This is a genomic window from Acinetobacter sp. WC-141 (genome assembly GCF_000313935.1).
Lineage (GTDB): Bacteria > Pseudomonadota > Gammaproteobacteria > Pseudomonadales > Moraxellaceae > Acinetobacter.
The window spans coordinates 172,317-197,052 of record NZ_AMSS01000086.1 but is presented as its reverse complement, the minus strand read 5'-3'; the positions used below and the strand labels follow the sequence as shown (position 1 = coordinate 197,052).

The 24,736-nt window shown below is 40.2% G+C and carries 26 protein-coding genes and 1 pseudogene; 12 read left to right on the top strand and 15 right to left on the bottom strand.

What is annotated here, in order from left to right; translation table 11 throughout:
* Positions 1-93: 93 nt before the first annotated feature.
* Positions 94-2,427 carry a PhoX family protein gene (locus tag ACINWC141_RS16980; protein ID WP_009392956.1) on the top strand — a complete coding sequence of 778 codons (2,334 nt, stop codon included), beginning with the start codon at positions 94-96 and terminating at the stop codon, positions 2,425-2,427.
* Positions 2,428-2,474: 47 nt separating this feature from the next.
* Here the strand turns inward: ACINWC141_RS16980 and ACINWC141_RS16975 are convergent, their stop codons facing one another.
* Entirely contained in the window at positions 2,475-3,254 is a 780-nt protein-coding gene (locus ACINWC141_RS16975) for an NRDE family protein (protein WP_009393191.1), read from the bottom strand.
* 93 nt (positions 3,255-3,347) lie between these two features.
* On the opposite strand from ACINWC141_RS16975, the gene lgt reads away from it, so the two are divergent.
* The 7 genes and pseudogenes from lgt (at position 3,348) to msrA (ending at position 8,245) form a co-directional block, all read left to right on the top strand.
* Entirely contained in the window at positions 3,348-4,166 is an 819-nt protein-coding gene (gene lgt, locus ACINWC141_RS16970) for a prolipoprotein diacylglyceryl transferase (protein ID WP_009393202.1), read from the top strand.
* A gap of 79 nt (positions 4,167-4,245) precedes the next feature.
* Entirely contained in the window at positions 4,246-4,605 is a 360-nt protein-coding gene (locus ACINWC141_RS16965) for a hypothetical protein (protein WP_009392979.1), read from the top strand.
* A gap of 11 nt (positions 4,606-4,616) precedes the next feature.
* Positions 4,617-4,980: pseudogene (locus ACINWC141_RS16960) on the top strand (hypothetical protein); the annotation flags it as partial.
* 173 nt (positions 4,981-5,153) lie between these two features.
* Entirely contained in the window at positions 5,154-5,996 is an 843-nt protein-coding gene (thyA, locus tag ACINWC141_RS16955; RefSeq protein ID WP_009393073.1) for a thymidylate synthase, read from the top strand.
* A gap of 44 nt (positions 5,997-6,040) precedes the next feature.
* Positions 6,041-6,550 carry a dihydrofolate reductase gene (locus tag ACINWC141_RS16950; RefSeq protein ID WP_003654807.1) on the top strand — a complete coding sequence of 170 codons (510 nt, stop codon included), beginning with the start codon at positions 6,041-6,043 and terminating at the stop codon, positions 6,548-6,550.
* Positions 6,551-6,564: 14 nt separating this feature from the next.
* A complete protein-coding gene (locus ACINWC141_RS16945; RefSeq protein WP_009393016.1) occupies positions 6,565-7,620 on the top strand; it encodes an Lnb N-terminal periplasmic domain-containing protein in 1,056 nt (351 codons plus the stop codon).
* Between the two features lie 100 nt (positions 7,621-7,720).
* Positions 7,721-8,245 carry a peptide-methionine (S)-S-oxide reductase MsrA gene (gene msrA, locus ACINWC141_RS16940; protein WP_005036987.1) on the top strand — a complete coding sequence of 175 codons (525 nt, stop codon included), beginning with the start codon at positions 7,721-7,723 and terminating at the stop codon, positions 8,243-8,245.
* A gap of 57 nt (positions 8,246-8,302) precedes the next feature.
* Here msrA and ACINWC141_RS16935 read toward each other — a convergent pair whose 3' ends face one another.
* The 5 genes from ACINWC141_RS16935 to ACINWC141_RS16915 form a co-directional block, all read right to left on the bottom strand.
* Entirely contained in the window at positions 8,303-8,707 is a 405-nt protein-coding gene (locus tag ACINWC141_RS16935; RefSeq protein ID WP_003654800.1) for an ExbD/TolR family protein, read from the bottom strand.
* Entirely contained in the window at positions 8,707-9,327 is a 621-nt protein-coding gene (locus ACINWC141_RS16930; RefSeq protein ID WP_004641039.1) for a MotA/TolQ/ExbB proton channel family protein, read from the bottom strand. Before ACINWC141_RS16930 ends, ACINWC141_RS16935 begins: the two co-directional genes overlap by 1 nt.
* A gap of 42 nt (positions 9,328-9,369) precedes the next feature.
* Complete coding sequence (locus ACINWC141_RS16925) at positions 9,370-10,125, bottom strand: energy transducer TonB (protein ID WP_009393029.1); 756 nt, start codon at positions 10,123-10,125, stop codon at positions 9,370-9,372.
* A gap of 380 nt (positions 10,126-10,505) precedes the next feature.
* Entirely contained in the window at positions 10,506-11,369 is an 864-nt protein-coding gene (purU, locus tag ACINWC141_RS16920) for a formyltetrahydrofolate deformylase (RefSeq protein WP_004794803.1), read from the bottom strand.
* A gap of 76 nt (positions 11,370-11,445) precedes the next feature.
* The gene (locus tag ACINWC141_RS16915; protein WP_034678997.1) at positions 11,446-12,138 is read right to left on the bottom strand and encodes a TetR/AcrR family transcriptional regulator; all 693 of its coding nucleotides are present in this window, start codon (positions 12,136-12,138) and stop codon (positions 11,446-11,448) included.
* Positions 12,139-12,250: 112 nt separating this feature from the next.
* Between ACINWC141_RS16915 and ACINWC141_RS16910 the strand changes: the two genes are divergently transcribed.
* From ACINWC141_RS16910 to ACINWC141_RS16895, 4 genes are all read left to right on the top strand, one after another.
* Positions 12,251-13,699: a coniferyl aldehyde dehydrogenase gene (locus ACINWC141_RS16910; protein WP_009393251.1), complete on the top strand. Its 1,449-nt coding sequence runs from the start codon at positions 12,251-12,253 to the stop codon at positions 13,697-13,699.
* 167 nt (positions 13,700-13,866) lie between these two features.
* Positions 13,867-14,103, top strand: a complete 237-nt coding sequence (rpmB, locus tag ACINWC141_RS16905) for a 50S ribosomal protein L28 (protein WP_000048256.1) — start codon at positions 13,867-13,869, stop codon at positions 14,101-14,103.
* Between the two features lie 12 nt (positions 14,104-14,115).
* Positions 14,116-14,271: a 50S ribosomal protein L33 gene (gene rpmG, locus ACINWC141_RS16900; protein WP_003654787.1), complete on the top strand. Its 156-nt coding sequence runs from the start codon at positions 14,116-14,118 to the stop codon at positions 14,269-14,271.
* A 151-nt stretch (positions 14,272-14,422) separates the two neighbouring features.
* Entirely contained in the window at positions 14,423-16,132 is a 1,710-nt protein-coding gene (locus tag ACINWC141_RS16895) for a cation:proton antiporter (RefSeq protein WP_009393075.1), read from the top strand.
* Positions 16,133-16,168: 36 nt separating this feature from the next.
* On the opposite strand, the gene ACINWC141_RS16890 is transcribed toward ACINWC141_RS16895, so the two are convergent.
* The 9 genes from ACINWC141_RS16890 to ACINWC141_RS16850 form a co-directional block, all read right to left on the bottom strand.
* On the bottom strand, positions 16,169-16,447 hold the full coding sequence (locus ACINWC141_RS16890; protein ID WP_002114792.1) for a hypothetical protein: 279 nt from the start codon (positions 16,445-16,447) through the stop codon (positions 16,169-16,171).
* A 112-nt stretch (positions 16,448-16,559) separates the two neighbouring features.
* Entirely contained in the window at positions 16,560-17,063 is a 504-nt protein-coding gene (locus ACINWC141_RS16885) for a DUF6586 family protein (RefSeq protein ID WP_004794811.1), read from the bottom strand.
* Between the two features lie 81 nt (positions 17,064-17,144).
* A complete protein-coding gene (locus tag ACINWC141_RS16880) occupies positions 17,145-17,507 on the bottom strand; it encodes an ASCH domain-containing protein (RefSeq protein ID WP_009393247.1) in 363 nt (120 codons plus the stop codon).
* 9 nt (positions 17,508-17,516) lie between these two features.
* Complete coding sequence (locus tag ACINWC141_RS16875; protein ID WP_009393068.1) at positions 17,517-17,756, bottom strand: RNA recognition motif domain-containing protein; 240 nt, start codon at positions 17,754-17,756, stop codon at positions 17,517-17,519.
* A 74-nt stretch (positions 17,757-17,830) separates the two neighbouring features.
* Positions 17,831-19,810 (bottom strand): ATP-dependent helicase, encoded by a 1,980-nt coding sequence (locus ACINWC141_RS16870; RefSeq protein WP_009393237.1) that lies wholly within the window; start codon positions 19,808-19,810, stop codon positions 17,831-17,833.
* A gap of 114 nt (positions 19,811-19,924) precedes the next feature.
* Complete coding sequence (locus ACINWC141_RS16865) at positions 19,925-20,497, bottom strand: HdeD family acid-resistance protein (RefSeq protein ID WP_034678993.1); 573 nt, start codon at positions 20,495-20,497, stop codon at positions 19,925-19,927.
* A gap of 135 nt (positions 20,498-20,632) precedes the next feature.
* Entirely contained in the window at positions 20,633-21,391 is a 759-nt protein-coding gene (locus ACINWC141_RS16860; RefSeq protein WP_009393003.1) for a hypothetical protein, read from the bottom strand.
* Between the two features lie 88 nt (positions 21,392-21,479).
* Positions 21,480-24,116 (bottom strand): type I DNA topoisomerase, encoded by a 2,637-nt coding sequence (gene topA, locus ACINWC141_RS16855; protein ID WP_009393140.1) that lies wholly within the window; start codon positions 24,114-24,116, stop codon positions 21,480-21,482.
* Positions 24,117-24,151: 35 nt separating this feature from the next.
* Positions 24,152-24,601, bottom strand: coding sequence for a hypothetical protein (locus tag ACINWC141_RS16850; protein ID WP_009393208.1), 450 nt, complete (start codon positions 24,599-24,601; stop codon positions 24,152-24,154).
* Positions 24,602-24,736 lie beyond the last annotated feature (135 nt).

Here is a 24,736-nt window from a genome sequence, read left to right as displayed (position 1 = left end):
TCAAAACGTCAAAGCCTCGTCACACTACCCAACTAAGCTAATGAAGACTTTTAGAACAATCTCTTTATTTACTTACTTACTTAGGAATTTCCCATGACAGAGCTGACGCCATATCATGAAGACCAAGAACTGGATAATAATACTTCTGACAATATCCACTTTCGTGACATTTTAGAACAACATGTAAGTCGTCGTAGTTTAATTACTAAAGCTGCAAGCGGTGCCGTAGCTCTAACTTTAGCCTCTACTTTAACAGGCTGTAATGATAACAATGATGACTCAGGTTCTAACAATGGTGGAATTCCACCTGTAGATCCAAATAAAAAACCAGAAAAATTAACTTTCACGGCAGTTGCAAAAAACCACAACGATATTGTGACTGTACCTGAAGGTTATGAAGCCAATGTCATCTATGCTTTAGGTGATTCAATCAACCCTGCTTTTGGCGAATGGGACGACAATAATATTCCATCTGGCCCAAGCTTCCAGTTCCGCTCTGGTGACTGCCACGATGGTATGCACTTCTTTGGTTTGAATGCTTCAACAAACAACTTTGATGAAAGTGTTTCAGCCGAAGGTTTGTTGGTGCTGAATCACGAATATATCAACCAGACCTTCCTTCACCCAAAAGGTCCAACAAAAGTTAATGGACGCCGCCCTGAAGATGAAGTGATTCGTGAGACCAATGCGCATGGCGTATCTATTGTTCACATCAAGAAAGATGCAACAACTCAAAAAGTAGTAATTGATAAAAAATCAATTTTTAACCGCCGTATTACAGCATCAACAGAGATGAATTTTGCAGGTGCTGCTGCTGGGTCTAGTTTGCTTGCTACTCGTTTCTCACCTGCGGGTCGTCAAACTCGTGGTACTCATAATAACTGCGGTAACGGTTATACCCCTTGGGGCACTTATTTAACTACCGAAGAAAACTTTATTGGTTATTTCCAACGTTCAGGTAGCGATGAATATGCACGTACAGATGCAGAAAAAATTGCATTAAAACGTTACGGTTTAGGTGTTAAAAAAGATGAACCTTATCTGTATGAGAAAGATGAAAAAGGTGCTCCTAAAAAAGATAAAGACGGCAAGGTCATTTATTTAAAAGATAAAAACGGTGAGCTAATTCCTAACGTTGATGAACAAGGGCGACAAATTTATTTAGGCGTAAGTTCACGTTACGGCTGGGAAACAGCAATTGGTCAAGTTGAATCACAAGACTTATATGACCGCTGGAATGCTGATGTAAAAGCCGCTCAGGCAACACAAGACTACCGCAACGGACCAAATACGTTCGGTTGGATGGTCGAGATTGATCCGTTTGATAACCGCCTAAATCCAGTTAAAAGAACATCACTAGGTCGTTTTGCACATGAAGACAGTGCTTGTCGTGCTGTAGCAGGTCAGCCCTTAGCATTTTATATGGGTGATGACTCTCGCGGTGAATACATCTATAAATTCGTCTCTAGCGCAGTGTGGGATACCAAAGATGTAAATCGCGGCTACGCGGCTGGCGACAAATATATGAACGCAGGTAAATTGTATGTTGCCAAATTTAATAATGATGGTTCAGGTCAATGGATTGAACTTGCCTATGGCAAAAATGGCTTAAATGAAAGCAATACCACTTACCCTTTCAAATCTCAGGCAGACGTTGTCACATTTGCACGTTTGGCTGGCGACTCAGTCGGTGCTACTAAAATGGACCGCCCAGAATGGTGTACGGTCAATCCAGTAAACGGCGAAGTCTATGTCACCCTCACCAATAACTCGAACCGTGGTAAAGATTATGCAACTGATGCTGCAAACCCACGTAACTACACAGACCTCTACAACGGCACTAAAGAGCAAAAGGGTAACGTTAATGGTCATATTATCCGTTTTAAAGAAACTGATGACAAAACCACTGCTGAAACCTTCAAATGGGATATCTACCTATTTGGTGCAGAAGCATCTATGGCTTCAAACATCAACTTATCTGGTTTGACAGACAACAATGATTTGTCATCTCCTGACGGGATGTGGTTCGACCCACGTGGTGTACTTTGGATTCAGACAGATGATGGCGCATATACCGATGTGACTAACTGTATGATGCTTGCTGCGTTACCGGGCCAAATTGGTGACGGCGCTGCCGCCACTACTTCAAACGGCCAACAAACGCTAGTCGGCGCTAAAGTGACAGACTCAACATTACGCCGTTTCTTGGTTGGACCAAAGCAATGTGAAATTACAGGTATTGCCATGACACCTGACCACAAAGCTATTTTTATTAATGTTCAACACCCTGGTGAAGACTCGAAAAGTTACTCAACACCAGATAGTAATTGGCCTGCAACTCAAAAAGACCCAAGCAATAAAACTGCACGTCCACGTTCAGCAACTGTTGTGATTACCCGTAAAGATGGCGGTGTGATCGCGGGTTAATTCGTACAAAATTTAAAATGCCGATTCATTGATCGGCATTTTTATTATCATCGATTTAAAAGGATCTGCTGCTGAACAATTTGACCACTATGTTCACCTTGTTGGGTCTTTTCCAACCAAAGCCATTCATTATTGGTCATTCTTAGAAAATTTGAACAACGTGTGCCATACACAGGGCTTTGAATAAAAGTCGAGGACAATAACTCCTCCATTTCTGGCTGAATGCCAGTGTTCGGTAACAATGCTGTTGTGACCTTACGCTCATCTTCCAGAATATCCCAAGCCGCGTGTTGTAAAGTTAACTCTTCTGTCTGATGCTGAAGCATAGGTAAAAACTCTTGCGTAAAGCGTGTTCGTAAATGTTTAGTTTTTTCCCAATGTTCAGACATCAAGCCATTCGAAACCACATACACACCGTTAGCCAATACTTGCGGTGCTTCACCACGGTTACTCATATAGACCGCTTGATCAGCATTTCCCATAAACAAGTTAAAGCCAGCAAAATTCTGTTGCTGCTGTTCTAATTGTTGAGCAAATCGAATCGGCAATAAATCAGATTCTAAAAAAGCCTGAACCAAATGCCCCCGAGAAGTCTCATAAGACTTTTGATCTCGTCCATCCCGAAAATTAGTCAATACAGCCCATCGACCTTGAGGTGTTATTCCCATCCAAGTACCACCCGACTGCAAATCTTGTCCTGCAACAATGGGGGTATGTTCCCACTGATGCAATAAAGCCGTTGGACGATGATAAAACTCATCCCGATTTGACATAAGACACAAGGGCATATCATCCAGAACATGCCATGCTAAAGCCACAATACACATTGATTCTTGTTCCCTATCTTTACACATTGAATGTACAACATTTTTCACATCATTCCGCTACAATCTGTCAAAACGTAAGATCAAGGAGCAGCAATGCTGACCTATCCTAATATCGATCCGGTCGCAATACACTTAGGACCTCTTCAAGTCCATTGGTATGGACTCATGTATTTATTGGCATTTTTATGTGCTTGGGGGCTTGCTTCCTACCGTGCCAAACAACGTGATGGCTGGACATCGGACATGGTTTCCGACCTGGTGTTCTATGGTGCTCTAGGTGTTGTTCTGGGCGGTCGTATCGGCTATGTCCTTTTCTATGAGTTTGATAAATTCCTCGAAAATCCGATTTGGTTATTCCAAGTCTGGACAGGTGGCATGAGTTTCCACGGCGGCTTTCTCGGTGTTATGGTTGCGATGTTATTTTGGTGTAAAAAATACCAAAAAACATGGTTCCAAACCCTCGACTTTATTGCCCCTTGTGTACCGACTGGCTTAATGTTCGGACGCATTGGTAACTTTATTGGTGGAGAGTTATATGGTCGTGCGGTAACTGACCCAAATTATCCATTTGGTATGATTTTCCCGACAGATCCATTACATCTGGTCCGCCATCCATCACAAATCTATCAAGCACTTTGTGAAGGTTTAATTCTATTCATTATCTTGTGGTGGTTTAGTTCAAAACCGCGTCCACGTATGGCCGTTTCTGCCCTATTTTTAATGGGATATGGCGTTGCCCGTTTTGTTATGGAATTCTTCCGTCAGCCTGATGCCGATCAAGGTTTTATTCTGTTTGGCTGGATGACAAAAGGACAGATTCTAACAATTCCAATGCTGCTGATTGGCCTTTGGATGATGTGGTATGCCTACCAAAAGAAAATTTATGACTGGGGACCACAAAAGAATAGTTAATATCTAAATTAGAGGAGTTTCGGCTCCTCTTTTCTTTTTTTATGCTACAGTTTTTACTCTCCCAAAATGAAGATACACCATGCTGGAATTCTGGTTTAACACGCAAGTCCCAACATTTAAAAAATTAGTGATTTTGATTATTACGCTACTTATTTGTATTGCACTATATCAATACCAACCGCTGCCTTTAGATACGATTCTAATGTTTACTGGGACTGGAGTAATTTTTTTAATCTGTCGTTACTTTAAATTGCATTTCGCTCAAAGCAACCCAACTGGTTTACTCTACCGTCTATTTACTTGGATTCCTATTGCCCTTTTGTTTGCCCTTATTTTTGTTAAAGCAATGCCAAACTTGCTGATCTGGGGCGTTCAAGGAATCGCGTTTATGGCACTAGCAGCTTTTATTTTTTCACCTCAATCGCTTTTTAAGAAATAGGTTTAGTTGTCATGTTGGCTTATTGGTACAACGCTCCGCGCCATATCAAACTCATCTTTATTGTTGCCGTTTGTGGGGCAGTTTACGCAGCTAATCAAATTCAGCCCTTGTCTCCTATTTATACCGTAGTTAGCCTTATTCTCGGTTTTGGTTTACAAGTTGGACATTACTTAAATAGCAAAATTTCAAATAACAAATCATATAAATCGAGCTTTGGACTTTTAATCAAAATCTATCCTATTTTTATCGTCGTTATTTTGATGTATCTGCTTCCTGTTCAGGATAAATGGATTCTTGCAATACAAGCTTTAGGCTTTGTACTGGTTGGCTTTTTTCTTGTTTCAATTTATCAAAATCGTGCCAAACGATTTGAATAATTACATCCATTGAAATGTCATAGAACCATTTTTAGATTTTCATCTTGAGCTACAACAGGTATCATCTTTGAGTATTTATACATTTATGTATTTACACATTTATGTATTTATATATCATCTGACCTATCTTTCCCTTTTATTTTATGGAATTAATCCGAACTCGAGAGTGCTATGCGTGCATATTTAGACCTACTACAACATATCCTTGATAATGGCGGTGACAAAGGCGACCGTACAGGCACAGGAACCCGTTCTGTATTTGGTCATCAAATGCGTTTTGATCTCTCTAAAGGTTTTCCTTTACTCACCACAAAAAAAGTTCACTTCCGCTCGATTGTGATTGAGTTACTTTGGTTTTTAAAAGGCGACACCAACGTCCAATATCTAAAAGATAATAAAGTTTCAATTTGGGATGAGTGGGCAACAGCAGAACAAACTGCTCGTTTTGGCCGCCCAGAACATGAGCTTGGTCCAGTCTATGGTCATCAATGGCGTAATTTCGGTGCAACCAAAAACGCTGATGGTACTTATAACCAAGATGGTTTTGACCAGATTAAATGGTTAATTAATGAAATTAAAACCAATCCAAACTCTCGTCGTCTAATTATTTCCGGTTGGAACCCGAATGAAGCTGGACAAGTGGCTTTACCACCTTGTCACACGCTTTTTCAATTTTTCGTACAAGACAACAAGTTGTCATGCCAACTTTATCAACGTAGTGCAGACGTATTCTTAGGTGTACCTTTTAATATTGCGAGCTATGCGTTACTCACCCATATGATTGCTCAAGTGTGCGGTTTAGGAGTCGGTGATTTTGTTTGGACGGGTGGTGATACGCATCTTTATGTTAACCATTTTGAACAAGCTAAACTTCAATTGACACGTGAACCTTTACCGCTTTGCCAATTGAAACTAAATCCAGAAATAAAAGACTTATTTGATTTCAAATTTGAAGATATTGAAATTGTAGGTTATGAGTCACACCCTGCAATTAAAGCACCCGTTGCAGTATAACGACGACTCAAATTTCATTAGGTTACGGTTTAGAGAATAAGATTATGGCATGGCAAAATGTAGAAGTTGTTCACGTTGTGGCAATGGATAAAAACCACTGTATTGGTAAAGGCAATGCGTTGCCATGGCATATTTCTGCCGACTTAAAACACTTTAAAGAAATCACCCAAGGCGGTGTGGTCGTGATGGGCCGTAAAACCCTTGAGTCTATGGGCCGTGCGCTGCCAAACCGTGTGAACTGGGTCATTACCCGTGACATTAACTGGCAATTTGACGGTGTTAAAGTTGCCTATTCAATTGAAGATGCTTTAAATGCAGCTTTAGAAGATGTAAAAAATACTGAAAAACAAGCATTGTTCATCATTGGTGGCGGCGAGATCTTCAAGCAAACTTTGTCAATTGCAGACCGTCTTGAACTCACTCATGTTGACTTAGATGTACAAGGTGATGCACATTACCCAACAATACCGAGTGAATTTCATAAAACTGCGAGTGAACAGCAAGTTGATGAAAAATCAGGAACTTCATTCGAGTTTGCCACTTATAAAAAATAATTCTATGGATGTCTATGCACAATATCGGAACACGTGAATTTATTATTGCTCTACTTTTTGGGCTGTTACATAGTCTATTCACGCTGTTTATTGTGCTCTCTAGCATTTGGGTATGCGTAGCGCTCTGGGTTCAACAACCATTCGGATGGTTAGGTAGTCGCATACTCATTGGCATCTGGATTGCTTTTGCGCTGAGTATGGCGGGCCTATATGTTGAAGGTCATATTATTAGCCGCCGTACAGACATCCTGATTTACCTTTTAGCATTTGCCTGCTCTCTCGTTTGGTATTTTTCGATTACTGCACGTCAAGACCGTGATTGGAACCCTGAAGTTGCCAATATGCTGAGCTACGAAAAGCACGGCGATGTGATTACTCTGCATAATGTTCGTAACTTCAATTGGCATCCCGATGGAACCTATGATGTTCGCTGGGAAACTCGAACTTTTGACCTTAAGCAATTAAATGGCATAAACATCATTGCCTCTTACTGGATGGGGCCACAAATTGCCCATACACTCGTGAGTTTTGAGTTTAAGAATCAGCAACCTTTAGTCTTCTCAATTGAAATTCGCAAAGAAAAAACCGAAGAGTTTTCAGCAATCGGTGGTTTTTTTAGAAAATATGAACTTAGCCTCATTGCTTCTGATGAAAAAGATATTGTGTACACCCGGAGTAACATCCGCAAAGAGCAAGTTTATAATTTTCCTATCAACATGCCGCGATCTGAGCAAAAAGCTTTATTTTTAGAATATCTTAAAAAATCAGATGAGTTACGTACAAAACCAGAGTGGTACAATACGCTCACGAGTAACTGTACAACTCTAATTTTTGATATGGTTCAAGCCATTAATCCATATGAGCTTCCTAAAGATTATCGTCTAATCGCGTCAGGTTACTTACCTAATTATTTATATGATCTTAAAGCACTTAATCAAACTATCAGTTTAAAACAGTGGTATCAAATTGCACATATCAACCCACGTACTGAAAATTTTGAACAGCTTTCAGATCAGAGTAGTGAACACTTCTCTCAAATCGTTCGACAAGGTTTACCTAAAGCAAAATGAAATAAGTAATGCACTTTTCTTTACTTTTTTATACATGCTTTACTTTGTATTTTAAATACATAAACCCTATTGTAATAGGCAGGAAATAGAGGGAAAAACAATGCAACAGGCATTATTTGGCGGCGGCTGTTTTTGGTGCGTCGAAGCTGTATTTTTACAAATACGCGGTGTAGAAAAAGTAACTAGTGGTTATGCAGGTGGGCACACGACTAACCCTACCTACGAGCAAGTATGTCAAGGAGATACCCAGCACGCTGAGGTGATCTTGGTTGATTTTGATGAAGAGCAAGTAACTTACTCCCAGTTACTCGATGTGTTCTTCGCGACTCATGATCCAACGACTTTAAACCGCCAAGGTAATGATATTGGCACGCAATATCGCTCTGTTATTTACTATTACAATGAAGAGCAGAAGCAGGCAGCGGAACATACGATTCAAACGCTAAAAGATGATGATCTTGATATTGTGACTGAACTGTCTCCTGTTCCGACGTTCTATCCAGCCGAAGAATATCATCAGAATTACTATGCAAAGAATCCTTCACAAGGTTATTGCAACTTTGCGATTCCACCTAAGTTGCTCAAGCTCTATAGTAAATTCCAGCATCTGATGAAAGATCAATAAATTAGAGCAATAAAAAAGCAACCAAATCGGTTGCTTTTTTATGAGGTAAACTAAATTCTAGTTTTCACTGACAAAGGCAATATCGCTCAGTCCGGCTTCACTGGCGCGAGACATTACCTGTGCAACAGTATCGTACTTCGACTCTTTATCTGCACGAAGCTGAACTGTTGGTTTAACATCACCTTGACCTGCTTCTTGAAAACGTTTTTGAAGCTCATCAAGGCTAATTACTTGAGTATCCCAAGCCACTTCACCATTTGCATTAATACTAATCGTAATTGCTTTTGGTGGTGGATCAATAATTTCAGCAGTTGTTTTAGGAAGCGTTAATGGAATCGATGGGTTGGCAACTGTTGCTGTGACCAAAAAGATGATCATTAACACCAACATAATGTCGATTAGCGGAATGAGGTTCATCTCATTTATGCCACTATCGTGGTCTTCACCCAATTGAAAAGCCATTAAGCTTGACCTCCAACATAACTTTGCTGTGCAGTTTTAACATCAGACTTCACAGTTGAGTCTTGCTGCAACATCGTATCAATTAATAAGCTGTGCGCTTGATCTTGTAAGTCATGCGCAAGACCACGGTTAGCACGCACACAAATGTTATAAGCCAATACTGCAGGAATCGCAACTGCAAGACCAAGACCCGTCATGATAAGTGCTTCACCTACTGGTGTAGCCACTTGAGCCAAACCTGCCTGACCACTCTTACCTACAGCAACAAGTGCATGGAAAATTCCCCATACTGTACCAAACAAACCAACGAATGGTGCAATTGAAGCAATTGTTCCTAAAACAGAAATACCCTTTTCAGCATTGACTTTTTCAGCAGAAATTTGACGAAGTAGAGCCTGCTCTGCAACTGCTTTACGTTGCTCAAAACTTAAAGGTTGTAACTTTGCTTTTAGCGAAGTGATAGCCTGAGAAAGTTGAGCATAAGCTTGTTGCTTTAATTGGCGAGTCCCCATCAAACGTAAGATGAAAACTGTCCAGGTAGCAATCGACATTGCCAATAAGATGAAATACAGGGTTTTACTCACTGCATCTGCATGTTGCCAATAGATTGAAAAGTTCATATGAACTCCTGATTAAGGTTAGCCGTTGGGACTCAAATTCATTTAAGGGGTTAAATCAAAGGGTTGCTCTGCTTTAATTGGATAAGCAACGCCATTTTCCATATAAGGTTTAAATTTCGCACCGCGAACAGCACGGACAACTTTGTCATCTAGACTTGGAATACCACTACTTCTGGTCACTCGTACATTAATAATCTTGCCCTTTTCATCGGCTTCAATCAGTACCATGACAGAGCGTGCTTCGCCTTGTAAATCTTTTGAAGAAACTGTTAAACGTGGTGAACGACTCCACTGTACCCCCGAACCACCAATTGAAACTCGTTTTGGTGATGGATCTGGAGCGGGTTGAGTTTTAGGTGCTTCTTGTACCACTGGCTTTGGTTTTTCAACAACTTTTTCAGTCACAGTTGTTGTCGTTGTCACTACTTTGGTTTCAACTTTAGGTTCTGTCTTTACTGTTTCTTTTGGTGTTTCAGCCTTTTTCACCTGTTGAATTTTTTCCACTTTCTTCGGTGGTGTCACAGGCTTTTCAACAACTTTAACTTCTTTTACCTCTTTCTTCGGTTCCGGCTTTTTAGGCGGTTCCTTTGGTTTAGGAGGTAGTGGTTTTGGTTGCTCTTGAATTTTTACGAAACGGACCTGTAAAGGTTTCTTATCGATTGGCTTTAATTCAGCAGGCTTAATATGGCTAACTGCCCATAAGACCCCGATATGACCAATTGCAACCGCAATTAGTGCAGTGATGACTTTCTTTTTCATCGGATTGGGAGAGTTTAAGGCTGCGGAAGATTGACTCATAAGAATCTAATTACCTAATGGATGATGATTTCAGCTTTCTATTTATAGAAACGATTTCAAACATCGGATAGAACAATAAAGTGCCACAATAATAAATGAGAAGTGTTTTCATTTGCAACTATTTTTTGAGAAAAACATTTACTCTGCCTCATGACTTCGTAGTGGCTCAGTATCTTTGCTTTAGTTTTCTCATAGTTACATCAATAGATATCTCCTGTTCATAATTTGTTTAGTCAAACTTAAATAGTTAGGCTAATTGCACCATGGACAGATCAAATCCTAACATAAAACCACTCAATACTGATACGTTATATCATTTCAAATATATTTTGGATATAAAAAAACACGCAAGAAGCGTGCTTTTTTAGAATACTTGCTATTTAAAAAACAACGGTCTTATTACCATCAACAATAATACGATCTTCTAAATGCCACTTCACTGCACGAGCCAATACATTACGTTCTACATCTTCACCAAGTTCACGTAATTGCTCAACATTATAATCGTGGCTTACACGCTCAACGTCTTGCTCAATAATTGGGCCTTGATCAAGGTCAGCAGTTACATAGTGAGCTGTCGCACCAATCAACTTCACACCTTTTTCATAAGCTTGCTTATAGGGGTTAGCACCCACAAAAGCTGGCAAGAAAGAATGATGAATATTGATGATTTTCATTTCCCATTTCGCAACAAAATCTTCACTTAAAATCTGCATGTAACGTGCAAGAACTAATAAATCGTTGCCTTGCATCATTTCATCAATTTGCGCATAAGCTTCAGCTTTATTGTCTTTAGTGACTTTAATTACAGTAAATGGAATACCGAAGTTTTCCACAGATTCACGTAAGTCTTCATGATTTGAAATGACATGAGTAATTTCACACGGTAACGAACCGCGTGCATGACGCCATAATAACTCAAGCAATGCATGGTCCACTTTAGAAACTAAAATACCAACTTTTTTAACATCGTTTACGAAAGCAAGGCGCCATTGCATGCCATAACGCTCAGCAACATTCGCAGCAAAAGTTTGAATTAAGGCATCTTTACGTGACTGTAAGTGGTCAAGCTCAAATTCAACCCGCATGAAATAACGTCCGCCCTGAGCTTCCGTCGCGTACTGATCAAGCGCGGTAATGTTTGCACCTTGGTGATACAAAAAGCTCGATACCGCTTGTACGATCCCAGGCTTGTCTTCACAAGTAATCAGTAAACGGGCTGTATTGGCAGTGGTCATATTCATTTGGTTAATATCGCTTAATTGAGACAAATTTTTTTAATAGGCCGGGTATTCTAGCGCCCTAAATAAGCAAGCACAACTATTCATCTTTCAAGGATGACAAGCTGGCAAATAGATCTGAAGGGCCAAGCGACTCAAGCAACTGCTCATAAGTCGCTCGGCTTTCCCCCATCAAATAAGGACCTTCAAGGAAAACCATTTGGCGTAAAGCTTGCCAAACCCATTTTTCTTCTAAATGGTTATTGTCACTAATATGGCCAGACATATATAAAAAGTTGGTCCAGTTTGTTAATACAATCCAGAGGTTAATAATGAGGGCTTCAATTTCCGATGCCGTCATTTTCATAAGACCCGCATCGACAAAGGCTTGATAAATTTTTTGCCCCTGCTGCATGACCTGTCCCGCAAAACGCGGATAAATCTTTTTAAAGTCTTCGTTACTTTCAACTAAGTGATAAACATCACGATGAATAAAACGATAACTCCATAACTGGCCACTGAGCACTTGAAAATAGTTGATTTTATCATTGGTCGTTAATGGTCTATCTTCAGGCAAAGAAAGCATTTCCAAAGTCTCGGCCTGATATTGATGCATTAATTCCTTAATAATTTCATGCTTATTCCGGAAATGATAATACAAGTTTCCGGGACTGATCCCTAACTCCGCAGCAATATGATTGGTTGTAACCGACCGTTCACCTCGCTCGTTAAAAAGCTGCAAACTGATTTGTAAAATCCGGTCTTTTGTCTTCAGAGCTTTAGGTTGAGACATTTTAATAACCTTTAATAATTCACATGGTTAAGACTTGAACACATAAACTGACTTGACTATTTAGAGTATTTACTCTAAAAAATAAAAATATCAATGTATTTGGTAAGTGCCGATGAACAGTCAAACAAAAACAAATCCAGAGACTCAGCTCCCTTATGATGTTAAGCATTTACATGACTTGCTTGAACAACAAAAGCTTGCTTATTTACGTCATCCGGTACCCACTGCTAAAGAGCGTATTGATCGTTTAGCTCGTCTTAAAAGAGTCTTGGTAAAATATCAAGATCAGATTGCCGACGCAATTAACCTTGATTATGGCAATCGTGCAGTTATGGAAACAAAAATTGGTGAGTTACTCACTAGTTTGGAACAAATCAAATATTACAGTAAACATCTGACAGCGTGGATGAAACCTTCAAAACGCCATATCAGTGTATTACATCAGCCAGCAAAAGGTTGGGTACAATATCAGCCTATGGGTGTGATTGGTATTATTACACCATGGAACTACCCATTGCTTCTTTCAGTGGGGCCATTAATATGTGCGCTGGCAGCGGGCAACCATGCCATGATCAAAATTTCGAGTGCTTCTCCAAACTTTGGACGAGTGCTTGAAAGTGCCTTAGCAGAAGCATTCCCACAAGAGTTAGTTGCTGTGGTGAATGGTGGCGGCGTTATTTCAGATGCTTTTAGTCATTTGCCTTTTGACAAAATGATTTTCACAGGCTCGACTTCTGTTGGTAAAACAGTGATGGCAGCCGCAGCTCAAAACCTAGTTCCAGTTATTCTTGAGTTAGGTGGAAAATCTCCGGCTCTTGTACATGCCTCTATGGACATGAAAGATGTGGCTCAACGTATTGCTGTAGGTAAATTATGGAATGCGGGACAAACTTGTGTTGCACCTGACCATATTTTCTTACCACGCGGAAAAACTGCCGAGTTCATCGAAAACTTTAAATTGATTGTGGCTGGGATGTACCCTCATTTCCGCAATAATCAAGACTACACGTCTATTATTAATGACAAACAATACAACCGTATTCAGGGCTACCTTGAAAATGCTCGTGATCAAGGCGCGCGTATTGTTGAAATTAATCCACAAAATGAAATTTTAGATGATGTCCGTAAAATTGCGCCGACGTTAGTTACAGGTGTAACGACCGCAATGGATATTATGCAAAATGAAATTTTTGGACCTATCCTACCAATTTTGGAATATGACCAAATAGAAGAAGTCGTCGAATTCATTAATAGTCGCCCACGTCCTTTAGCGATGTATTATTTTGACTATGATCAGGCGCGCGCTGATTATATTGCACAGCACACCCACTCAGGGCATTTTGGAATCAACATGGTGATTACCCATGTGGCTCAAGATGATTTACCGTTTGGGGGAATTGGTGCATCAGGTATGGGGAAATATCACGGACCAGAGGGCTTTTTTAGCCTTTCTCATGAACGTTCGGTGATGTCAAATCCAAAACTTTATAGCCTTAAATACATTCTTCCACCGTTCAATAAGCCCATTCATCGTTTCATTTCGAAAACCTTGTTGCGCTAACTGATCAAGGCATGATCTGTTATACTAAATCATGCCTCGTTTTTACCAATTCCGCTTGTCTTTTAATCGTATTTTTGGTATAAAACGCCCCTTGAATGAATTCATCCGTTTACATTTAGTATGACTGGCCACAGATTTGCTGTTGGCTGAATCAATGGAGTTACACCATGTCTAAGGTTTGCCAAGTTACCGGCAAGCGTCCAGTCGTTGGTAACAACGTCTCACACGCCAACAACAAAACCAAGCGCCGGTTCGAGCCGAACCTGCACCACCACCGTTTCTGGTTAGAAAGCGAAAAACGTTTTGTACGTCTTCGTTTAACCACTAAAGGTATGCGTATTATTGACAAATTGGGTATCGAAAAGGTTGTTGCAGACCTTCGTGCTCAAGGTCAAAAGATCTAAGGAGTCTGAGCAATGCGTGATAAGATTCGTCTCGTTTCTACAGCTGGTACAGGTTATTTCTATACCACGACTAAAAACAAACGTACTATGCCGGAAAAAATGGAAATCAAAAAATTTGATCCAAAAATCCGTCAACACGTGATTTTCAAAGAAGCTAAAATCAAATAATTTTAGCCTCGAAAAAAAACGACTTCACAATGAAGTCGTTTTTTTTTGCATTTTTTTTATACGTAGCTTTTTTTTGTTAAACTTTCCACATATTTCGCCTTGGCATTTTTTATGCTTGTCTTTAGCCTAACTCACGTAAAAGGAGTTTTTAGTGCCGCATGACGTAGATTTAATTATTTTACTTGCTGTTGGTTTCGGCGTTGCCCTCATTTTTGGCTATATTGCAGCCCGATTACGACTCCCCCCTCTTATCGGCTATTTAATTGCCGGAATTATTATTAGTCCAAATACACCTGGCATAGAAGCAGATATTCATCTTGCTAACCAGCTTGCAGAACTTGGGGTCATGTTTCTGATGTTTGGTGTGGGGATGCACTTTTCATTAAATGACTTATTGCTGGTTCGACGTATTGCTTTACCAGGCGCGATTTTGCAAATTGCGGTCGCTACCCTATTAGGGGTTGGCGTATCCATGCTATGGGGATGGAGCTTTGGTTCTGCACTTGTTTTTGGCTTAAGCTTGTCGTGTGCGAGTACGGTTGTATTATTAAAAGCTTTAGGAGACCGCGGTCTTTTAGACTCAGTTAACGGCAAAATTGCTGTGGGTTGGCTGTTAGTCGAAGATTTAGTGATGGTACTTGTTTTAGTGCTCCTTCCAGCTACAGCAGTTTTACTCGGCGGGAAAGCACCAGAAGGTGCAGATGGTAATATCTGGTTAACTCTTGGACTCACTTTATTAAAAGTAATTGGCTTTATTGCCTTTATGCTGATTGTAGGTAAACGTGTTGTTCCTATTATTATGCAGTTTGTTGCTCGTTTAGGTTCAAGAGAGTTATTCACTCTTACTGTTGTTGCCGCTGCTGTTTCAATTGCCTATGGGTCTTATGCCATCTTTGGGGTTTCAATGGCATTAGGGGCGTTCTTTGCGGGGATGGTTGTTAAAGAATCAGACTTTAGTCACCGTGCAGAAGAGGAAACGCTTCCATTACGCGAAATTTTCTCAATTCTGTTTTTTGTTTCTGTGGGCATGTTGTTTGACCCACATATTCTTATTGACCGCCCACTCCATATTTTGGCTGTCATCGCAATTATTATGATAGGTAAAACGCTTGCTGCAATGGCTTTGGTTTTATTCTTTCGCTATCCAATTAATACAGCCCTTACAGTTGGCGCGAGTTTGGCCCAAATTGGTGAGTTCTCGTTCATTTTAGCAACTCTTGGTGTCTCATTAGGCCTATTAACTTTAGAAGCACAAAACTTGATTCTAGCTGGTGCTTTATTTTCAATTACGCTGAACTCTTTTATATTCTCAGCCATTGAGCCTGTACAACGCTGGATTCGTGAGCGCTCTCATTTAGCTCGTCTTCTGGAACGTAGTGGTGACCCATTAGCAATGTTACCCGATGAAGTTGATCAAGCTTATTTACGCGATCAGGTCGTTATTGTTGGATATGGCGGTGTGGGACGACGTATTACTGAAAATTTAATTAATGAAAATATTAAAGTCGTTATTGCTGAAGAGAATCGTGAAATCGTAGAAAAGCTACGTCAGTCGAATATTGCTGCTGTGAGTGGTGTTGCAACCGAACCAGGTGTTTTAATTCAAGCACATATCATGCATGCAAGACTCTTGGTGATCTCACCAATGGATATTTTAGATATTCACCGTATTGTGGCGATTGCCAAGCAATTAAATCCTCAAATTCAGGTGTTAATTTGCGCAGAAAGTAAAGAAGAAGCCGCAGTAATCAGAGATGAGAATATTGGTGAAGTGTTCTATGCCAAAGAGGAAATGGCAAAGAATATGAGCCATCATATATTAAATCAGATCGAGCTTGCCCATCAGTCAACTATTCATTAACCCTATGAAAAAAGCGTACTCAAGAGTACGCTTTTTTTAACTTAAGAATTTAGGCTGTTCGTCTAATACCTCAGCCTGCCACTCGTTTACCTGCTTTTCGAGCAGTCCAAATAGTGCAGCCTGAATCATATGCTGAGCAACAACTGGCGTTTGCTCACCCAAGATTGCTTTTACTTCATCGCTAAATTGAATTTTAACCAAGGGTTCATTCTCAGAACCTGCATTACGCAAGGCCAGTTCGCCACCTTCGAGTTGGACTAATTCCAAAACGGCTTCTTGATTTCCAAATAACTCTTTCAATTGCTGTATAGACATATAATTCCTCCATGTTTCAACATGGTGGCAAAGCACCCTTGCACTTTGCATCTCTTGTCTTATTTATATAGGCACACCCGCATTAAATTTCAAGCACTCGGGCAGTTTAATTTTAGAACTCGACCATTTCATTACGAAAACCATCAATTAAATGGCTTAATTCGCGATGCCATTCACGCAAAATCTTAACATCTGGCAACCAAGATTGAGGACCTTGAGTCACTTTGATAATGAGATTAGAAGATGTTTCTTCTTCTGGGGTCGGCTCTTTAGGTTCTGGTGCATATTGACACATACGGTAAGCTCGTTTGAGCTCTGCGACAAAACCATCTTTTGCTAATTGTTGCAAAACGGACACTTCTGGAGACACTTGTCCTTTTGCCGCCATATGTTCTTCAATAGATTTTAAAGTGGGTTGCAATTCATTTAAACGGTAATAACGTACCAATTCTTGTAAGAAGGCTAACATTGCGCCATGTAAATGAAATACAGCTGCTTCACGGTAGGCTTGTATCTGCTGCACATGATCAGTCTGTTCTGCTTGTTGACACGCTAAGCGCGCAAAATAGAGCTTCTGATTGGTACGATCGGCATGATAACGAGCAACACGTGACATAACTAAACTTTCCTGTTTTAAAATCGCTATTGCAACAGCTATTCTTTAGCTTACCGACTCCATTAATAAAATCAACGTTATTTATGGTAAATCCAGCTCAACTTGATAAATTTTACGTTTCGCTAAAACTTTTAGTGGTTGCTTTATAGGACGAACATTACTTAAGACCCACGCGAAATACCCTTCGCTCCAAGCAGATGCACAGGCCAAATTGACCTCATCATTTCGCCAAGTATGAATAGAGTCGACATCAACCAAAGCGACAGCAACTCCTTCTTCTTCATCTGTATCTGCGAAAAGAAAGTTTTGATTTTCGACAATCAATAGATCTTTGATTGGCAGTTTTGTAGGTACCCATGAACGCACTTCAAGTGTTTTGATACCTTCAGCGATACGAGTACCATTTGGCGTTATAATCGAAAGAGCTAAAAACTGTCTTTTCACAATAAAGACTTACTCTTCCGCTGCTTTAACGCGAATTCCATTACCTTTAACTTTAAGCAGATTTAAGCCTTTAATTGCCTTAATTGCTTCACGTGGGTTAGGCATCTCAACAAAACCAAAACCTTTTGATTTACCTGTGTCTTTATCAGTAACAAGAACACACGTATCAACTTTACCATATGCTTTGAACAACTCTAAAATTTCAGTTTCACTCACAGCACGATCTAAATTACGAACTAATATCTTCATTTTCTAACCTTAATTGGCAATTAAAGGGAGCAGCCAATATATATTTAAGTAATCACAGTGTCTTATACAGTAGTTTAATCCAGATCGATACCAAAACCTAAATTTACTGCAGGTGAACGGTTCCATTGCTTTTTAGCAAATGGCTGGGGCACTTGCCTATGAATCTTTGCCTGAACCAAATGTGCAGGAAGATCATTTAGGAAGTAGCTTTCAATTTTACGACCTTGTTCGTCATAATTGTCTTCTGACCATGTATTGAGGTTTTGCTTCGTCAAAATTAATTCATTTTCTGCACGTGTTAGCGCAACATACAATACACGGCGCTCTTCTTCGACATCATCAAAATCGCCTTGCGCCCTTGCATAAGGATATTGATTTGGCGATACATGAGGTACATAACAGACTTTTTGTTCAGCACCTTTAGCGGAATGAATCGTAATTAAAGTCACTAAATCTTGATCAGCTGCTTTTTCAATTTCAGAAACTGAAATAGGTTCAAGAACATATTCTTCGAGAAATTCACCTAAAGATGCATGTTTACGTGCAAGTTGCTTGACCAAATCAAAGTCTTTCAAACGACGTGACCAATCTTTAGTTTTATAATTCTGCTCTAGCTGTTCACCTAAAGCATCGAGTGCTAAGCCAATACTTGCTTCAACATGCTGCTGTAATACATCTAGCTGCTTTAAAATTAAAATCGCTTGTAAAGGGACTTTTCCATGGCGTTCTAGACGGTTGCAGCGCTCTTCAACATCACCAATACCCATCAGCTCTTGAGCGAGCTTACTCGCACCAACATCACCAATACCATCCCACAAGGTTAAAAAACGCATCCACGCCAAATCATCGTGAGGGTTACTTACAATACGTAGCAAGCTAAGTACGTCTTTCACATGGGCAGACTCAAGAAGTTTTACCCCACCAATAAAACGATAAGGTACTTCAGCAGCAATAAAAGCCCCTTCCAGATATCGTGCACTATAGCCAGAACGGACCAAAACCATATGGTCGTGCCAGCTTGCCCCTTGCTGATGTCGCGTTATTAAGTCCTGTGCAATCCAGTTTGCTTCTTCATACTCATTACCAAATAGGTGTAGCTGAGGCTTTTGCCCTTGGCCACGACGCGCTTGTAGCTGTTTTTGATAATCAATGGGGCTATGCGCCAACAACCAGTTTGACAAATCCAAGATTTCTTGAGTCGAGCGATAATTTAAATCCAGTGTATGAATGACTGCATCAGGTATTCGCTCTTTAAAAGAATGGATATTTTCAAAGTCGGCACCACGGAAACCATAAATCGACTGGGCATCGTCGCCCACACAAAACAACTTCACTTTGCCAATCAGGGGTTGTAATAAAGCCCATTGCAAAGGATTGGTATCTTGCATTTCATCAACTAACAATGCCCGACAAAATCCTGCTACCCAGTTAGTCAATGCTTCAGAGTTTTGTAAATGAACAGCCACAATTGATAAAATATCGTCGTAATCTAAAAAATTACGCTCTCTTTTTCGCTGCTCATAGGTTTTCATTAAATCTGCAATTTGAGTCTTATGCTCATATGCATCTGGAAGCTGTTTAATTAATGCTTCAGAAAGCTTTGTTTGAGTATTTCGGGCATAAGAATATAAATCACAAAGCTCTGCTGCTTTAGGCAAGACATTATCTTTATCTTTGCCTCTTAATAAACGAAACATCAGTAACTGATCATCGCGATCAATAATACTAAATTGATTTAATCCAAAAGCTTGTGGATTACGGCGTAGTAAATACATACAAAAAGTATGAAAAGTTGAAGCTCGCAGACCCTTTGCCTGTGCTCCTACATGCTGCTCTACTCTTGCAACAATTTCACTCGCAGCACGCCGAGTAAACGTTAAAATCTGAATTTGGTTCGCTGGCAAGCCTTGATCAATTAAATAGGCTGCACGAGCAACAATAGTTTTAGTCTTGCCACAACCAGCGCCCGCCAAAACTAAACAGTTCTGTGCAGACGTAGTCGCTGCTTTTTTTTGCTGAGCATTTAGTTCATTAATTAATTTTGCAAGACTCATAACACATATCGCTAGAACACCAAGACATAGTTTAACAGACCCCGACAACTGATGGGGCCACCTCCCTGAAAACAAAAAGAGCACCTAAAGTGCTCTTTGGTTCAATATTGATTTTTAAGATACTGTTTTTGAACTAGATGGAAGATGTTTGATGGCTGATGCCAAACCTAAAAAGTTAATTCCCTGAAATAAGATATCAATAGCAAGGAACATTCCTAATACCCAAAAAGGTGAATCTTTAGAAACTAAAATTAAAATACCTGTAAACAGAGTAAGTAATCCTGAAAATAAGGTCCAGCCCCATCCAGTAATGGGCTTAAGTAAAATTGCATTTATAGTACGTATTGCACCAGCAATAATCAGCGCTATAGACAATAGGCTTGTCAGAACCACTGCTGTAGTGACTGGAGTAGAAAACGCATAATAACCAGCCATTAAATAAAGCACACCAAAGATTGCCCACAACCATCGGCTTGCGCCTTTAAAAACACTCATAGCTGCGACAAGGTGTAAAACACCGCCAACCATCATGAGTATTCCAAATAGAAAAACAACAGAAAAGGTCGCAAATGGTAATGAACTAAATAAAATCAGACCAAAACCAATAAGCACAAACCCTAATATCAAATACCATTTACGGTCAGCATGTAACTGATTACGTACCAAATCATTACCTACAGTTTTCATCATGGCTACTCTTATTATCAGGCATTAGAATTTCATCTACCTGATAATAGTGATGCACTTCACATTTTTTGTCTGTATAAAATCTGCATCGTTTTTTAACAATTGATGTGGATAAAGCAGTATTTATCCACAGTTTTATTTCACCCAGCCAATTTCTTGGGCTGTAGGTAAACCAATTAATGTTTCATGTAAACCATTCGGCATTTTACTGCTCTGTTCAGATAAAGGTGTTCGACCACCCATGATTTCGGCATCAGTCTGTGGATATAGAGGCACTTTTTCAGGTTGAGCATAACCTAAAGGGTAAACAGGCTGTCCAGTTTTTAAATCGTATTTGTCTTGTGCCCCAAAGCCGTGTAATAACTCATGAACAATCACGACCTGATTTTGTGAAGCTTGTGTTTTGGTCGCAAATAAATTCACACTACCAATTCGACCTTTTTCTAAAGCAGTCGAATGGATCAAGACTTTTTGGTAGTTGGGATCATAATAATTTAAATAAAGTTTAAGTGAAGCTCCACTATCTTCAGGTTGTTGATGTCGCCATGCATAGAAACGAAATTTTAAGCTCCACCAAATAACATGCAAAATATTGGCGTTTTGAGGAACCTCAGGCGGTCGTTGCTGCAACTGTTGTCCTAGGCGAATTGTAAAGTTTCCTGATTGCCCACGATAATGCTGTGACCACTCACTTAAATAACTGCTAATTGCCCAAAAATCTTCGTTTTTTAACTGATGTATATAGCTCTGGGTTGTCTCCAAACCATCTGCATTAACTGGATGTAAAATAATGACAACTGGCTGATTCCAATCTTGATTTTGATCTCGCCATGCTTGAACAGCAACAATCAATAAAATAATTAATAAGCATAAGACCCGAATGTTTTTCCACATTCTTATTCCCCATAAAATTAAAATTTTCTTTTATTGTTTTAGACATAAAAAATGCTAGCTGAGCTAGCATTTTTTATGTTGGACTTGATTAGCCCTCAACCCATTTACCATCTTGGTAAACTAGGCTCCATTTGGTTTGTTTGCCTTCTGGGGTTTCCGAACCGACATATTGTGATTGATTCTTACGACTGAATTTCACAATTGTTGGATTACCTTCAGGGTCTACATCTGGTGCTTGTAAAATAAATTGATATTTTGGATCAAGCTGAGCTGCCACACTACGTAACTCTGCAACTTTTGGCGCACGTGTTTCACGAATTTTCGGGAATTTACTTGCTGCCAGGAATAAGCCCGCCGCACCATCACGCAACACAAAGAAGTCATCATGTTTCGTTGAGCGCAAATGTTCCATCTTGATCGGTTCTACACGTGGAGGTGCAGGTTGTCCACTCTTCAAGACTTTACGAGTATTGTCACAGCTTGTACAAGCGAAATACGGACCAAAACGTCCCGTCTTAAGCTGCATTTCACCATCACATTTATCACATGGGATCGTTGGGCCATCATAACCCTTAATCTTGAACTCACCTTCTTCAAGCTCAAAACCATCGCAGTCAGGGTTATTACCACATACGTGCAGTTTACGGCCACCATCAATCACATAGCTGTCCATGGCAGTGCCACATTTTGCACAGCGATGCTTTGACATCAAGTCAGCAGTTTCAGCACCATCATCATCAGAGAGCGCAGCTAAAGACTCAACAGGTGTTAAGTTCAATGTACCCTTACAACGCTCTTTAGGCGGCAAGTTATAGCCAGAACATCCTAAGAATACACCTGTTGTACCCGTACGAATCTGCATTGGACGTGAGCATTCAGGGCAATGTACTGCTGGTACTTCAACTGGTTGGTTACGGCGCATTCCCTGCTCACCTTGAGCATTGGTAAGACGTTTCTTAAAGTCGCCGTAGAAAGTGTCCAGTAACTCTTTCCAATTACGCTCGCCTGTTGCAACTTTATCAAGCTGTCCTTCAAGGTCTGCCGTAAACGCATAGTTCATCAAGTTATTAAAACTTTCATCGAGACGATCCGTCACAATCTCACCCATTTTTTCGGCGAAAAGACGACGGTTTTCTAACTTAACGTAACCACGTTCCTGAATGGTAGAAATAATCGCTGCATAGGTCGAAGGACGACCAATACTACGTTTTTCAAGCTCTTTAACTAAAGATGCTTCAGTAAAACGTGCAGGTGGTTTAGTAAAGTGCTGACTTGGATCTAACTTTTCTAATTTTAAGATCTCGCCTACTTTAATAGCAGGTAAAATAATATCGTCATCTGACTTATTCGCGCCACGTACTTTCGTGAAGCCTTCAAATACAAGCGTACGGCCTTTTGCCTTTAACTCAACATTCGCTGCTTCAACAATCAAAGTAGAAGATAAATATTCTGCTGGTGTCATTTGACACGCAACAAACTGACGCCAGATCAAGTCATATAGACGTTGAGCATCACGCTCTACACCCGCAAGCTGATCACCTGTAAGTGCAACATTTGATGGACGAATCGCTTCATGGGCTTCTTGAGCACCCGCTTTGTTACCATAACGGTTTGGCTTTGCCGGTAAATATTTTTCACCATATTGGCTTTCAATATGGGCACGTACCATGCTTACTGCATCATCACTCAAGAACGTTGAGTCAGTACGCATATAGGTAATAAAACCGGCTTCATATAAACGCTGAGCCAACATCATGGTTTTCTTCACAGAAAAGCCTAAACGTGTACTTGCAGCCTGTTGCAAAGTTGAAGTGATGTAAGGTGCACTTGGATTAACCTTAGTTGGTTTATCTTCACGCTGTGCAACTTTATATTCAGCACCTTTTAAAACATCTAATAAAGCATCAGTTTCAGCTTTATTTTTCAGTTTAAGGGCTTTACCAGCCTGTCTAAATGCTTCAAGACGAATATCATCTTTTTTGGCTTGGGTATCTGCAAAAACTTGCCAATATTCTTCTGGAATAAAAGCACGAATTTCACGCTCACGCTCTACAACCAGTTTCACTGCTACTGACTGTACACGTCCGGCAGATAAACCACGGGCAATTTTCTCCCAAAGTAATGGTGAAACCATAAAGCCCACGACACGGTCTAAGAAACGGCGTGCTTGCTGAGCATTCACACGGTTTAAATCAAGACGTGTTGGCTGTTTAAATGCTTCTTGAATGGCATTTTTGGTAATTTCGTTAAATACTACGCGGTGATAACGGCTGTCATCACCACCAATCACTTCTCTTAGGTGCCAAGCAATGGCTTCCCCTTCTCTATCCAAGTCCGTTGCGAGATAGATTGCATCGGCATCTTTGGCGAGTTTTTTGAGTTCAGCTACAACATTTTCTTTACCAGGCAGAACTTCGTAATGAGCTTCCCAACCATGCTCAGGATCAACGCCCATACGATTAACTAAAGCCTGACTAGCTTTTTGTTCTTTTTCGGCTTCGGTGAGTTTAGTCCGGGCAGCCGGCTTTTTCTCTGTTGATTTACTGCCACCTGTTGGCAAGTCACGTACGTGACCTACAGAAGACTTTACAATGAATTGCGAACCCAAATATTTATTGATGGTTTTCGCTTTGGCAGGCGACTCCACAATCACTAAGGCACGTTTATGTGCAGCAGGTGCAGTAGATGCTGTGCTTTGAGATGCAGAGCGCGAGGTATTCGCCATATAAAATGTTATTCCTATACCAATAAATTTAAAAATCAGGCTTTAGCCAAGGTCAACAGATAAGCCTTCATCTCATCTAATTGTGTTGCTCTCAGGTCTGATTCCTCATCCCAATAAAGCCCTACACAGTTTGCCTGCATATCAATAGCATAAATCCCTTTTAATGCAATGGGAGAATCATTAAATTTCTCATCACCCTGCACCACTTTTAATTTGCCGTCTATAACGCGAGCACGCATTAAAGATAAACGGGCATCAGGAATCAATACACTATAATAAGCAACCATGCTGGCACGTTTTTCAGTCGCCATTGGGACATGTGTCCATTCAGGTGCAACGATTACACGTGGGTGTAATCCCATTTTGCGTGCTTTATCACGCATAATACCAAGTGCCTTTTCACGTGGGCTCACTCTTAAACCAAAAATGGAGCCTAGTACGAAAAGAACAATGATAACGGTAACCCAAATTCCCATATTGTCCATAGCAAAACCTATTAATCTCTTTTATTAGAGTTGCATAAGCTGACCAGAAAACGCAAGTTACATCATAAAAATAATGCACGATAAGATCGCAAGACCCAAAATATCGGTATTTCACAGTGCAAATTGCCATGATGT